Source organism: Muricauda sp. SCSIO 65647, assembly GCF_021534965.1.
Classification (GTDB): domain Bacteria; phylum Bacteroidota; class Bacteroidia; order Flavobacteriales; family Flavobacteriaceae; genus Flagellimonas_A.
The window spans coordinates 322,662-335,800 of record NZ_CP091037.1; the positions used below are offsets into that span (position 1 = coordinate 322,662).

At 43.4% G+C, this 13,139-nt stretch carries 14 protein-coding genes; 10 read left to right on the forward strand and 4 right to left on the reverse strand.

The window, feature by feature from the left end; all coding sequences use genetic code 11:
- Window positions 1-128: 128 nt before the first annotated feature.
- From L0P89_RS01340 to L0P89_RS01350, 3 genes are read right to left on the reverse strand one after another with little or no spacing between them, the layout of a single operon-like run.
- Window positions 129-1,670 (reverse strand): acyl-CoA carboxylase subunit beta, encoded by a 1,542-nt coding sequence (locus L0P89_RS01340; protein WP_235266608.1) that lies wholly within the window; start codon window positions 1,668-1,670, stop codon window positions 129-131.
- Window positions 1,671-1,675: 5 nt separating this feature from the next.
- On the reverse strand, window positions 1,676-3,118 hold the full coding sequence (locus L0P89_RS01345) for an acetyl/propionyl/methylcrotonyl-CoA carboxylase subunit alpha (protein WP_235266609.1): 1,443 nt from the start codon (window positions 3,116-3,118) through the stop codon (window positions 1,676-1,678).
- A 7-nt stretch (window positions 3,119-3,125) separates the two neighbouring features.
- Window positions 3,126-3,614 carry an acetyl-CoA carboxylase biotin carboxyl carrier protein subunit gene (locus L0P89_RS01350; RefSeq protein ID WP_235266610.1) on the reverse strand — a complete coding sequence of 163 codons (489 nt, stop codon included), beginning with the start codon at window positions 3,612-3,614 and terminating at the stop codon, window positions 3,126-3,128.
- 195 nt (window positions 3,615-3,809) lie between these two features.
- On the opposite strand from L0P89_RS01350, the gene udk reads away from it, so the two are divergent.
- The 10 genes from udk to L0P89_RS01400 all read left to right on the forward strand — a co-directional run bounded on the left by udk (window position 3,810) and on the right by L0P89_RS01400 (window position 12,119).
- Entirely contained in the window at window positions 3,810-4,418 is a 609-nt protein-coding gene (gene udk, locus L0P89_RS01355; protein WP_235266611.1) for a uridine kinase, read from the forward strand.
- Between the two features lie 2 nt (window positions 4,419-4,420).
- Window positions 4,421-4,762 carry an FtsB family cell division protein gene (locus L0P89_RS01360; protein WP_235266612.1) on the forward strand — a complete coding sequence of 114 codons (342 nt, stop codon included), beginning with the start codon at window positions 4,421-4,423 and terminating at the stop codon, window positions 4,760-4,762.
- A gap of 7 nt (window positions 4,763-4,769) precedes the next feature.
- Window positions 4,770-6,158 carry a methylmalonyl-CoA mutase subunit beta gene (locus L0P89_RS01365; RefSeq protein ID WP_235266613.1) on the forward strand — a complete coding sequence of 463 codons (1,389 nt, stop codon included), beginning with the start codon at window positions 4,770-4,772 and terminating at the stop codon, window positions 6,156-6,158.
- 233 nt (window positions 6,159-6,391) lie between these two features.
- Window positions 6,392-7,165, forward strand: a complete 774-nt coding sequence (locus L0P89_RS01370; protein ID WP_235266614.1) for a ParA family protein — start codon at window positions 6,392-6,394, stop codon at window positions 7,163-7,165.
- Window positions 7,166-8,077 carry a ParB/RepB/Spo0J family partition protein gene (locus tag L0P89_RS01375; RefSeq protein WP_235266615.1) on the forward strand — a complete coding sequence of 304 codons (912 nt, stop codon included), beginning with the start codon at window positions 7,166-7,168 and terminating at the stop codon, window positions 8,075-8,077.
- Window positions 8,070-8,717 (forward strand): DUF5683 domain-containing protein, encoded by a 648-nt coding sequence (locus L0P89_RS01380; protein WP_235266616.1) that lies wholly within the window; start codon window positions 8,070-8,072, stop codon window positions 8,715-8,717. Before L0P89_RS01375 ends, L0P89_RS01380 begins: the two co-directional genes overlap by 8 nt.
- Window positions 8,718-8,720: 3 nt before the next feature.
- Complete coding sequence (gene dapB / locus L0P89_RS01385; protein WP_235266617.1) at window positions 8,721-9,419, forward strand: 4-hydroxy-tetrahydrodipicolinate reductase; 699 nt, start codon at window positions 8,721-8,723, stop codon at window positions 9,417-9,419.
- Between the two features lie 49 nt (window positions 9,420-9,468).
- Window positions 9,469-11,169: a signal peptidase I gene (lepB, locus tag L0P89_RS01390; RefSeq protein ID WP_235266619.1), complete on the forward strand. Its 1,701-nt coding sequence runs from the start codon at window positions 9,469-9,471 to the stop codon at window positions 11,167-11,169.
- Window positions 11,170-11,173: 4 nt separating this feature from the next.
- On the forward strand, window positions 11,174-11,806 hold the full coding sequence (locus L0P89_RS01395; protein WP_235266620.1) for a WbqC family protein: 633 nt from the start codon (window positions 11,174-11,176) through the stop codon (window positions 11,804-11,806).
- Window positions 11,799-12,119: a DUF6122 family protein gene (locus L0P89_RS01400; RefSeq protein WP_235266621.1), complete on the forward strand. Its 321-nt coding sequence runs from the start codon at window positions 11,799-11,801 to the stop codon at window positions 12,117-12,119. Before L0P89_RS01395 ends, L0P89_RS01400 begins: the two co-directional genes overlap by 8 nt.
- Here the strand turns inward: L0P89_RS01400 and L0P89_RS01405 are convergent.
- Window positions 12,099-13,139 carry an endonuclease/exonuclease/phosphatase family protein gene (locus L0P89_RS01405; RefSeq protein ID WP_235266622.1) on the reverse strand — a complete coding sequence of 347 codons (1,041 nt, stop codon included), beginning with the start codon at window positions 13,137-13,139 and terminating at the stop codon, window positions 12,099-12,101. The genes L0P89_RS01400 and L0P89_RS01405 overlap by 21 nt on opposite strands.

Here is a 13,139-nt window from a genome sequence, read left to right on the forward strand (position 1 = left end):
GCATATACAATGCTTTCAGGGGCAGTGGATACTGACAAAAATGTTAAAAGACGGAGGGGATCGATATCGCGTCCCTTCCGTCTTTCGTGAAATTTGAAATGCCTTTGGCTGTCTCCTGAAGGAGACGATTATAATGGAATGTTCCCGTGCTTTTTCCAAGGAGTTTCCACCTCTTTATTTTCAAGCATGGCAAAGGTCTTCAACAGTTTTCTGCGGGTATTCTCCGGTAAGATCACCTCATCGACAAAACCGCGTCTGGCCGCTCGATACGGATTCGCAAATTTATCGGCATATTCAGCCTCTTTTTCTTTTAGCTTGGCCTCTGGATCGTCAGCAGCTGCGATTTCTCGCCTAAAAATGATTTCACTGGCCCCTTTGGCGCCCATTACCGCAATCTCTGCAGTAGGCCATGCATAGTTGAAATCTGCACCGATGTGTTTTGAGTTCATCACATCATAGGCTCCACCATACGCTTTTCGGGTGATTACCGTCACCCGAGGCACAGTAGCCTCACTTAGGGCGTACAACAGTTTCGCCCCATGGTTGATGATACCGTTCCATTCTTGGTCGGTACCGGGCAAGAATCCAGGTACATCGACCAATACCAAAAGTGGAATATTGAATGCATCACAGAACCGTGTAAAGCGTGCTGCCTTGGTCGAGCTCTTTACACCAAGAACCCCGGCCAAGAACATAGGGTTGTTGGCAATGACACCGATGCTTCGCCCTCCTAGCCTGGCAAAGCCCACGATGATGTTCTCCGCATAATCTTTATGGATTTCATAAAAAGAATCCTCATCAATGATACCATCGATGACATCATGCATATCATAAGGCTTGTTGGGATTGTCAGGTACAATGCCCCTCAATTGTTCGCGAATCTCATCTCCCAGCTCATAGTCAAGTTTTTGGGTGGTTTCTTGATTGTTCTGTGGAAGATACCCCAAAAGCTTTTTGACATCTTCTAAACAGGCGGCATCGTTAGGTGAGGTCTTATGGGCAACACCAGATTTTGAGGCATGGGTACCGGCTCCGCCCAATTCTTCAGAAGTTACTTCTTCATTGGTCACCGTTTTGACCACATTGGGCCCCGTAACGAACATATAACTGGTCTGTTCGACCATAATGATAAAGTCGGTCATGGCCGGAGAGTATACCGCGCCACCGGCACATGGCCCCATGATCGCCGAAATCTGCGGAATCACTCCCGAGGCCTGTACGTTGCGATAAAAAATATCGGCATAACCGCCCAACGATTTTACCCCTTCTTGAATACGTGCACCACCTGAGTCGTTCAAACCAATAACAGGCGCACCCACTTTCATGGCCAAATCCATCACCTTACAGATTTTTTCGGCATGGGTCTCGGACAAGGCCCCGCCAAAAACGGTAAAGTCTTGTGCATACACATACACCAAACGGCCATTCACTGTACCATAGCCCGTGACCACACCATCGCCGAAATAGATTTCCTTGTCCATCCCGAAATCAGTGGTACGGTGGGTCACCAAGATACCCATTTCTTCGAATGAGCCTTCATCCAACAAGTAATCGATCCGCTCACGGGCCGTCAATTTCTTTTTGGCGTGTTGTTTTTCAATGCGCTTTTCACCACCGCCCAAATGGGCCTCGGTAACTCTGTCTTGTAACTTCTTTATTTTGGGATCCATATAGTTCAGTTTGTCGGAATTCGTAGTTGTTTTCGATCTTCGAAATATTTTTTCAGGGCCATCATTGCCGCTACTTTGGCATCTTGCTCATTATTTTTTTGGATGGCACTGGGCGAATAGTAATTTTTCACAAAGTGCGTATCAAACTTTCCTGAGCGAAACGCCTCATGCTGCATCACAAACGTGCCAAACGGAAGCGTTGTCTGCACGCCCACGACCTCATAGGCCTCAATGGCCTGTAGCATAAGCGAAATGGACTCTTCACGGGTTTTGCCGTAGGTAACCAATTTGGCCAACATGGGATCGTAGTATATGGGAATGTCCATCCCCTCTTCAAAACCATTATCGACCCGTATGCCCTCGCCCACCGGTAATCTGTATTTTTCCAATTTACCCACACTGGGCAAGAAATCGTTCAATGGATCTTCAGCATAGACCCGAAGCTCCATGGCATGGCCATTTATTGTAAGGTCTTCTTGTTTGATGTCCAATTTTTCTCCCCGGGCTACCTTAATCTGCAATTCAACAAGATCTACCCCTGAAATCAATTCTGAAACAGGATGTTCGACCTGCAAGCGCGTATTCATTTCCAAGAAGTAGAAATTGAGGTCTGCATCCATCAAAAACTCGACGGTACCGGCCCCGACATAATCACAGGCTTCGGCCACTTTGGTGGCGGCAACGCCCATTTTGTGACGCAGTTCAGGGGTCAAGACCGATGAGGGTGCCTCTTCGACCACTTTTTGGTGGCGACGTTGTATGCTACACTCCCGTTCAAAGAAATGCAAGATATTGCCATGGGTATCGGCCATTACCTGAATTTCGATATGGCGGGGAGAGGTGACATATTTTTCAATGAACACCGAACCATCACCAAAAGCAGAAGTGGCCTCACTAATGGCACGGGTCATCTGCGATTCGAGGTTTTCTTCACGATCAACGATGCGCATACCCTTTCCGCCACCACCGGCAGATGCCTTGATCAATACGGGAAACCCTATTTCACGGGCGATCTCGTGGGCCTTGTCGACATCGGTAATGGCCTCATCGATACCGGGCACCATGGGAATATCATATTTTTTTACCGCCTCTTTTGCCGCCAATTTGCTTCCCATCACCCGAATGGCGTGCGACTTTGGCCCGATGAACGTGATTCCGTTCTTTTCTACCGCCTCGGCAAACTCTGCATTCTCACTGAGAAATCCATAGCCGGGATGTATACCGTCAACACCCAGCTCTTTTGAAATCTCGATGATCTTATCTCCGAGTAGATATGATTGGTTTGAAGGCGGTGGTCCGATACAGACCGCTTCGTCAGCATATCGAACATGTGGTGCATTTCTATCCGCCTCAGAAAAAACAGCTACGGTTTTGATGCCCATTTTCTTTGCTGTTCGCATCACCCGTATTGCAATTTCGCCTCTGTTAGCTACTAAAATTTTATCCATAATGGCATTATTCTTCAAAAGTGATCAATATGTGTTTTTTCTCTACTGCCTGCCCTTTTTTGACCGTTATTTTCTTAATGGTTCCATCACGGGGCGATGTAATGACATTTTCCATCTTCATGGCCTCCAAAATCAGCAAGTTGTCGCCCTCTTTGACCTCTTCACCCTCTTTTGCTGAAATTTCCAAGATCAGTCCGGGCATGGGAGCCTCGATATTGGCGACCCGATTACCGGCATTTAGGGCAAAGCCCATGTCTTTGATAAGGGCATTTAACGGGGTTTCGACCGTAACGTTGTAGCTACTGCCGTTGACCCTTATGCCATAATTTTTGGTGTCGAAATCTTCTGATTCAATTGTGAGGTGGTACGATTGGTTCTGATGGAGCAAGTGGTACGTTCGGTCACCTGTTTTGGCCATATCGAGTTCAGAAAGGTCACTCTCTGAAAGTTCAAACTCGTATTGGCCATTGACCTTGAGCATGTGTGGTTTTCCCATAAAATCAGTTTAAAATGTAGACGCTTAAATATACAATCATAAAACGAGGCGTAAAACTACATAGGCCATATTCACCATAATATGAATTCTGTCATGTTTTAGGAAAAGAATTTATAATACCTATGCATCGTAATATAGAAAGAGTTTCAAAGTAAGCTACCAGCATTTTGTTACTTTTGGGTTAAATTTTCAGCTATGCTCGTTATTGGCATTGCCGGAGGAACCGGATGCGGCAAAACCACAGTGGTCAAGCAGATTGTAGATGAGCTGCCCGAGAACCAAGTGGTAGTCATCTCGCAAGATTCGTATTACAAAGATCTTTCGCACCTTACCAAGGAAGAACGTGGGCAAGTAAACTTTGACCACCCGAATTCCATTGATTTTGATTTGCTCATCGAGCATCTTACAGCGCTGAAAAAAGGAAATGTGGTCGAAATTCCGGTATATTCTTTTGTCGAGGAGACCCGATTGCATGAAACCGTTGCCACCAGGCCCAAAGAAGTTGTTATCGTTGAAGGTATCTTGGTGCTGGGCAATCCCAAATTAAGGGAAATGTTCGATATCAAGATTTATGTACACGCCGATTCTGATGAGCGTTTGATCAGAAGGTTGCAGCGTGACATCAAAGAGAGGGGGCATGATTTAGAGAAAGTTTTGCACCGCTATCAGACTGCTGTAAAGCCCATGCATAACGAGTTCATAGAGCCCACAAAAGAATTTGCCGATCTCATCATACCGAACAACCATTACAATACGGTCGCGGTCGATATGGTACGCACCATCATCAACAATAAATTGGCTTGATCATGGGATGGAAGGAATTGAAAGAAAAAAAATGGTTCAAAATATTTGCCAACATGTACATTTTGGTCTTGACCATTTTTGTGATTTGGATGGCCTTCTTTGATACCAATTCACTCTTGATCCATCGCGAATTGAACCAAGAAATCAAGAAATTGGAAAAACAGAAAGAATTTCTTCAGGCTGAGATTGAAAAAGACCGTGAAGTACTAAAAAAATTATCGAGTGAAGATGAGTTGGAGAAATATGCACGAGAAAAATACTACATGAAAAAAAAGGAAGAAGAAATCTTTCTTATTGAATATGAGGACAGCCTCAAAAACAAAAAAAGACAAAACCAAAAATAGAGGTGTGATGGAAGAAAAATCACTTTTTAGCGAGTTTGAGCCAATCTCGACCAAGAAATGGAAACAAAAGATCCAAGTTGACCTGAAGGGTGCCGATTATAATGAGGCCTTGGTATGGGAATCGTTGGAAGGAATTAAGGTAAAACCATTTTACCATACCGAAGACCTAGAAAACGCACCCGGTTTTATGTTTAAAACACCTGCCTCGTTCAAAATAGCTGAATGCATCAACCTCGATGAAACCGCTGATGCAAAGAACAAGACACTTAATGCCATAAAAAAAGGTGCCGAAAGTTTATGGTTTAAAATTGAAAATCGTGCCATCGATTGGAAAGATGCATTTGCGGGAATAGATTTCAATACCATACCACTATATTTTGAGTTCACATTTTTAGACAAAAACACAGTACTCGGCCTTCTTGATTTTTTAGACGGAAAACCAGAAGTGTATGTGTTGCTCGATCCTATCGGACACTTGGCCAAATCAGGAAATTGGTTCAATCAAGATTCGAACGATCTTGAAATACTCAACGAAATAATAAATCAAGGCAAAAGCAGCGAACAACAGTCTTTTTTTGGTATTGATACCACCATCTATCAAAATGGAGGTGCCAATATCGTGCAGCAATTGGCCTATGGCCTGGCCCATGCAAACGAATACCTGAACCACTCACAAGATGTCATTGCGAACCTTAGTGGGAAATCTTTTGTTTTCAAGGTAGCCATTGGGCCCAACTATTTCTTTGAAATTGCCAAACTTCGTGCGCTTCGATTATTATGGGAAACGCTTGGCAAAGAATACGGTTTAGAAGGTGGTTGCCATATTTTGGCAGTGCCCAGCGAACGCAACAAAACACTTTACGATTACAATGTCAATATCTTGCGTACCACTACCGAATGTATGTCTGCCGTACTGGGGGGTGCCGATACCGTTTGTAATATGGCCTATGATGCTCTCTACCATGAAGGCAACGCATTTGCAGAACGAATTGCCCGTAACCAACTGTTGGTGTTGAAAAACGAAAGCTATTTCGATGGTGCCGCCTCTGCCACTACAGGTACATACTATATTGAAAGCCTGACCAGTCAATTGGCTGAAAAGGCGCTGGGCCTTTTTAAACAATTGGAGGATGCAGGAGGTTTCTTGAGCCAGCTAAAATCAAGAACCATCCAGAAAAAGATTGCGGAAAGCGCTGATAAAGAACAGCAACTCTTCGATTCGGGCAAACTGGTGCTTGTAGGCACCAATAAATATCCGAATGTTGATGATAAGATGAAATCAGAACTGATAAAAAAGCCATTTCATGGGGCCAGAAGAGAAAAAACCTTGATTGAGCCTATACTGCCCAAAAGACTGGCCGAAAAAATCGAGCAAGAACGGCTGGCAAAAGAGTGACTTCGTTTATTGAATTTCTTTTTAAGAATCAATAGCGGTAAAAGCTGCATAATTAGATAAGAAAGTCATTTCACAGGCAGCCAAAATTTTGGTTTTCAATTCAAAAAATACCTGAAAAAGCATACTTTAACGTACTTTAACGCGACAAGTGGCACTTATTCACTTTGTGTTAACAAAATACATTTTTTGCAAGCACAAATAATCGTATTTTTAGCCTCTAACTTACTGACGAAATGGGCAAGATAATTGCTATCGCGAACCAAAAAGGCGGTGTTGGCAAAACGACCACCACCGTTAACCTAGCTGCCTCACTGGGTGTTTTGGAAAAAAAGGTGTTGTTGATCGATGCAGACCCCCAAGCAAATGCTACTTCCGGTCTTGGTATCGACGTCGAGGGTATAGAAAAGGGAACGTATCAACTACTTGAACATACGTTTTCAGCGGGTGAGGTCATTATCGAGACCGATTCGCCAAATGTAGATTTGATTCCCGCGCACATTGACTTGGTGGCCATCGAGATTGAACTGGTCGACAAAGACAATCGTGAATACATGATGAAAGAGGCCATTCAGGGGTTGAAACAGGTCTATGATTATGTATTGATCGATTGTGCTCCCTCATTGGGCCTTTTAACACTTAATGCCCTTACTGCGGCAGATTCTGTGATGATTCCGATCCAATGCGAATATTTTGCCTTGGAGGGACTTGGCAAGCTACTCAATACCGTAAAAAGTGTACAAAAAATACACAATATGGACCTTGATATCGAGGGTATGCTGCTAACCATGTACGACTCAAGGCTACGTCTTTCAAATCAAGTGGTCGAAGAAGTACGCAAGCACTTCGGTGACATGGTCTTCGATACCATCATACAAAGAAATGTCAGACTGAGCGAAGCACCCAGTTATGGTGAAAGCATCATAAAATATGATGCCAGCAGCAAAGGTGCGGCCAATTATCTGAATCTTGCCAACGAACTGTTGAAAAAAAACAAGGAGAAAGTCTAGATGGCGAAAGCAACCAAAAAACAGGCACTGGGCAGGGGCTTGTCTGCCCTTTTAAAAGATCCTGACAACGATATTCAATCAGCACAAGATAAGAATGCCGATAAGGTTATCGGCAATGTGGTCGAGCTTGATGTCGATTCCATTGCCGTCAATCCGTTTCAGCCAAGGTCTAACTTCAACGATGAGGCACTGAAAGAGTTGGCCAGTAGTATAAGGGAATTGGGCATTATACAGCCGATTACCGTAAGAAAGCTTGACTTCGACAAATATCAATTGGTTTCAGGCGAACGTCGTTATCGTGCCTCGAAATTGGTGGGGTTGCAGACAATCCCAGCTTATATCCGCATTGCAAATGATCAAGAATCGCTCGAAATGGCCTTGGTCGAGAACATTCAGCGACAAGATCTTGACCCGATAGAAATTGCACTTTCTTATCAAAGGTTGATTGAAGAGGTTCAAGTAACCCAAGAGCAATTGAGTGAACGGGTAGGCAAAAAACGCTCGACCATTTCAAACTACCTTAGACTACTGAAACTTGACCCCATCATTCAAACGGGAATACGCGATGGATTCATAACCATGGGTCACGGTAGGGCCCTGATCAATATTCAAAAGTCTAAAGACCAAATTGACATTTACGAACAAGTGGTTGCCGATGCACTTTCGGTTAGGGAAACTGAAAGACTGGTAAAATCATATCAAGAATCGATAAACGGCAAAAGACCTTCCAAAAAAAAGACCCCAAAAAAAGAGCTCCCCGATTATGTCTCTAAAAACATCGATGACATCAGAGACTATCTCGAAACAAAGGTGAATATCACTGCTTCCTCAAAAGGGAAAGGAAAAATAGTCATCCCTTTTCATTCAAAGGAGGAGTTCAAGCGTCTAAAAAAAATATTGGCAGGTGGTTAGAAACCTTGGTATCCTATTCCTATTGATTCTTTTCGGAAATTTTGTCTTTTCCCAAGAGGAAACAGAAACCCAAACCGAAAAAACCAAAGATTCACTCACCACTGCGCTAAAGAAAGAAGGGGTAAGTGTCGAAGTGGCAACATTTGAACGTAAGGCCATCAACCCCTTGGCCCCAAGCAAGGCCGCCTTTTATTCTGCCATTCTACCGGGTCTGGGCCAGATTTACAATAAGCGATATTGGAAAGCCCCGATCGTCTGGGGTGCACTTGGCACCGGTATCTATGTATATTCGATCAATAACACCGAATACAACCGATACCGGACCGCATTCAAACAGCGAAGGGCAGGTTTGATCGATGAGTTCTTTGATTTGGGCGAACCAGACCCTGGCAAGACCACACCCGATGTCACCGACGAAGCCCTTGAAAATGCCCAAGAACGTTTTCAACGAGACCGTGACCTTGCTTTGCTCATCACCATTGCACTCTATGCGTTGAATATCATTGATGCCAATGTCGATGCCCATTTGAAACAGTACAACGTAGATGAAAACTTGGGGTTTGACATAAAACCATATCTCAACATGAACCCCGTAACTTCCAGCCCCAATTATGGGTTGGCCATGACCATAAAATTTTGAATAATGAGAATTGGCTTGTTCGGATATGGGAAAATGGGTAAAATGCTAGCGCAATTGGCATCACAGCGCAATCATCAGGTTGTCGCCAAAGTGGATGTTGGTACCCAAGACATTGACTTTGACCAAATGGACTGTGCCATTGATTTCAGCACGCCGACCGCAGCTTTTGACAATATCAGAAACTGCATCGATCATGGTGTGCCCATTGTTTCGGGCACAACAGGATGGCTTGACAGATATGATGAAATAACCGAGTATTGCAACGAGAAAAAAGGAGCCTTCATTTATGCCAGTAATTTCAGTCTTGGTGTCAATCTTTTTTTTGAACTGAACGAAAAACTGGCAAAAATGATGAATGGCTTTGATGAATATAAGGTTTCAATGGAAGAAATACACCATGTACACAAATTGGATGCCCCCAGTGGTACTGCCATTACCTTGGCCAAGGGAGTAGTTCACAATTCAGATTACACTGGTTGGACCTTGCACGAAGGCAACAAAAACGAAATCCCCATTCGTTCAAAACGGGAAGGAGAGGTACCGGGCACACACTTGGTAAGCTATGATAGCGCCATTGACAGTATAGAGATAAAGCATACTGCCCATAACCGACAGGGTTTTGCACTTGGCGCCATCATCGCCGCTGAATGGTTGGTAGACAAAACCGGCGTTTTTTCCATGAAAGATGTGCTAAACCTTTGACAGCGAACGTAACAATTTAGCATTGACATAGTCTAAAAATAAACTACATATGAACGGAACTCAGTGGATCATCTTCATCTTAGTAATACAGGTCGTTCACTTTTTGGGAACTTGGAAACTGTATATCAAGGCGGGCCGTAAGGCATGGGAAGCTGCCATACCCATTTACAACGGCATTGTTTTGATGCAGATCATTAGACGGCCCAAATGGTGGGTGCTTCTATTGTTCATTCCCATCATCAACCTGCTAATGTTTCCCGTAATCTGGGTCGAGACCATTCGAAGTTTTGGCAAGAACAAGATTTGGGATACTTGGCTGGTGATTCTGACCCTTGGTTTTTACATCTATTATCTCAACTATGTTGAAGATGTGCAATATATCCAAGATCGTAGCTTGAAACCCAGAACCGGATTGGGTGAATGGGTGAGCTCAATCGTTTTTGCCATCGTCGCCGCAACTTTTGTACATACCTATTTCATTCAGCCCTATGTGATTCCGACCGGATCGCTAGAGCGTACGCTTCGTGTTGGAGATTTTTTGTTTGTCAGCAAGATGCACTATGGGGCACGGGTACCCATGACCACCATAGCCGCTCCCATGGTACATGATACACTGCCCGGTTTGGGTGTTCGCTCTTACTTAAGAAAGCCACAATTGCCCTATATGAGGCTTCCTGGTTTTCAAAAGGTAAAACGAAGTGATTTAGTGGTCATCAGTTGGCCCGCAGATACCGTAAGGGTGTTTTTCAAAGCAGAAGAAGCGGTCGAAAAACCTATCGACAAAAAATCGAACTATGTAAAAAGATGTACTGGTGTAGCTGGCGATTCGCTCGAAATCATCGATGGAATCGTTCATATCAATGGCAAGCCACTTGAACTTCCCGATAGGGCAAAAAAAATGTACAATCGAATCATCTACTCCCAAAAGGGAGTGTCGAGCCGATTGCTGAACGAGGTCGGGGCCGATAGTTTTACCCGGTTCTATGTACCGGCCAGTATAGATCAAAGTCAAGTTACCTCATTGCGCCGGTTTGGTTATCAAGTTGGTGCTGATGAAACGGGCAAAGCCAAAATCTTTACCGATGAAGAAGGCTTACCCACCGAACTGATCCGCCAATTGAGACTATCGTTAAAGGAAGAGACCCCAAAACAGCGCATCGCCAACATGACGGATGAAATGGTGAGGGAGCTCAAAAAAAATTCAAGCATCGATTCGGTGGTCATGCAAATTGAACCAAAGGGAAAATCTGGCTACAATGTATTTCCACAAAATCCGTATTACCAATGGAATACCGATAATTTTGGTCCGATCTATATTCCCGAGGCCGGTACCACGGTAGCCATTAATGACAAGACCATTCCGCTCTACAAAAAAATCATCAGGGATTATGAGCACAACGAAGTATTGGTCAAGGGAAATCAAGTTTTCATCAACGGCAAGGAAGCAGATTCATATACGTTCAAGCAGAACTATTATTGGATGATGGGTGACAACCGCGATCATTCTGAAGATAGTCGCGCATGGGGCTACGTGCCTGAAAACCATATTGTGGGCAAACCTGTTTTCATATGGATGAGCTTTGACAATTTTGACAAGGGCTTCTTTAAATGGAGACCGCGCTGGGGACGCTTTTTCACCACTGTTGGTGGCAACGGCGAGCCTATTTCATATTTTAAGTACTTTTTGCTTGCCCTCGCGGGGTGGTTCATTTTTGATTTCTTTAGAAAACGTAGGAAATCAAAAACATAGGCCCTTGAAAGTTCTGTTGCACCCGACCTACTTTCCGAACATCGCCACATTTGCCGTGATGGCACAGAAAGACGTGATTTGGGAGACAAGTGACAACTACCAAAAGCAAACCTATAGAAACCGTTGCCATATCTGTACCGACCAAGGGCGACAAATGCTCAACATACCGATAAAACATGTTGGCGGAAATCAAGGTAGACAAAGATATCGGGAAGTGTGTTTAGACAATTCGTATCCTTGGCAAAAACTACATTTCAAAACGTTACAGACGGCCTACAGATCATCTCCCTTTTTTGAGTTTTATGAAGACCTTTTGGCTCCCCTATTCGAAGAAAGGTTTGATTTTTTGTTGGATTTCAATTTAAGGGCCATAGAAACAATATGTTCATTATTGGCCATGGATTTTCCCTCACAAAAAAAGGAAACCTATGAAGTTGAGCCAAGCCAAGAAATCGATGGTCGGTTTTTGGTCATCGCCAAAAGAACGTTTGATGTGCAACAGCGACCTTATGGCCAAGTCTTTGAAGATCGTAACGGTTTTGTGCCCAATTGTAGCATTCTTGACCTACTCTTCAACGAGGGTACGAATTCTCTTAATTACCTAAGACAACAAAAACTCGATTTTCTCGATGCTTAGGTTCATCATCCATTATGGCATTCACTTTTTGGTGCCCATATTTATTGGATATCTCTGTTATCCGAAGAAACGCTTTTGGGCCATAGTGATTTTGTTATCAGGGCTGGTCATCGATATCGATCACTTATGGGCAAATCCTGTTTTTGACCCTGATCGCTGTAGTATAGGTTTTCATTTTTTACATGGCTATTTGGCCATTGGTTTCTACACATTATTGTTGGCGCATACAAAAACCCGCATCTTCGGATGGGCTTTTCTTATTCACATTCTTGCGGACTTTGTTGATTGTGTATTACTCCGCCTTCAATTTTAAGGTGGCCATGATCGGATAATGATCTGAGAGTTCAACATCGAAGTTTTGGTGGTCGATGACCTCGAAGGTCTCATCGGCAAGTATGAAGTCTATTCGTTGCGGAATGCCAAATAGACTATAGGTTCGGCCAAAACCATTGCCCTTTTCTAAAAAAGTGTCTTGAAAATCATCACCAATAACGGTATGGTACGAGCTTGAAAACTGATTGTTGTTAAAATCTCCACAAATAATCTGCCTATAACTATTCTTGGTCCGATGGTCACGTACCAACTCGGCCTGTTCTTGTTGCCTTTTAAAGGTATATGATAGCCGTTTGAACAACCTTGAAGACGGTTCGTTCGAAATAGCCTCGGCAGTCGGAATCACTTGCGCCGATTGCATGTGAAGATTATAGACCCTGAGTGTATCTTTCGTAAATAAAACATCACAGTAAGCGCCATTATTACCGGTATTCGGGAATCGCATCGATTGACAGTTCAACAAAGGGTATCTTGATATGGTGACCAAAATCGATTTGGTAAATTGTGGCTCATAACTCATATATTGATAGGGGTAATCTTCTTCAAACTCTTCAAGGTATCTATAGTAGAACTCTTGAAAGCAAACGATATCTGGAGATTGCGATTTTACAAACGCAACTATTTCATCACCTATTACGTATTCACCGTCATATTCTGCCCAACGGTCGAACGATCTGGAATTGAACGACATTATTCGCAAATCGTTCTGATCACCATTTACATTTGAATTCTTCGACCACTTTATGAATGGTTCCAACAAAGCGTAACTTAAAATGAGTGTCAACAAAGAAAGTAGAAGGTGTATTTTCTTAGATAAGGCCCAAAAAACCAAAAATACGATATTGATCGCCACCAACGTAGGTACCAATAGGGCCAAAAAAGCAAAAAAAGGAACTTTCGCAGAAGAAATATGTCCTGATGGCAAAGCCAACATCAGCAAAAAGGCAAAAACAATGTTTACGACCAAAACGATCTTTTGAAACTTTGATAATTTTTTCAC

Coding starts and splice junctions, on each gene's coding strand:
- L0P89_RS01340 (WP_235266608.1), bottom strand. CDS start 1,670: ATGGATCCCAAAATAAAGAAGTTACAAGACAGAGTTACCGAGGCCCAT.
- L0P89_RS01345 (WP_235266609.1), bottom strand. CDS start 3,118: ATGGATAAAATTTTAGTAGCTAACAGAGGCGAAATTGCAATACGGGTG.
- L0P89_RS01350 (WP_235266610.1), bottom strand. CDS start 3,614: ATGGGAAAACCACACATGCTCAAGGTCAATGGCCAATACGAGTTTGAA.
- udk (WP_235266611.1), top strand. CDS start 3,810: ATGCTCGTTATTGGCATTGCCGGAGGAACCGGATGCGGCAAAACCACA.
- L0P89_RS01360 (WP_235266612.1), top strand. CDS start 4,421: ATGGGATGGAAGGAATTGAAAGAAAAAAAATGGTTCAAAATATTTGCC.
- L0P89_RS01365 (WP_235266613.1), top strand. CDS start 4,770: ATGGAAGAAAAATCACTTTTTAGCGAGTTTGAGCCAATCTCGACCAAG.
- L0P89_RS01370 (WP_235266614.1), top strand. CDS start 6,392: ATGGGCAAGATAATTGCTATCGCGAACCAAAAAGGCGGTGTTGGCAAA.
- L0P89_RS01375 (WP_235266615.1), top strand. CDS start 7,166: ATGGCGAAAGCAACCAAAAAACAGGCACTGGGCAGGGGCTTGTCTGCC.
- dapB (WP_235266617.1), top strand. CDS start 8,721: ATGAGAATTGGCTTGTTCGGATATGGGAAAATGGGTAAAATGCTAGCG.
- lepB (WP_235266619.1), top strand. CDS start 9,469: ATGAACGGAACTCAGTGGATCATCTTCATCTTAGTAATACAGGTCGTT.
- L0P89_RS01400 (WP_235266621.1), top strand. CDS start 11,799: ATGCTTAGGTTCATCATCCATTATGGCATTCACTTTTTGGTGCCCATA.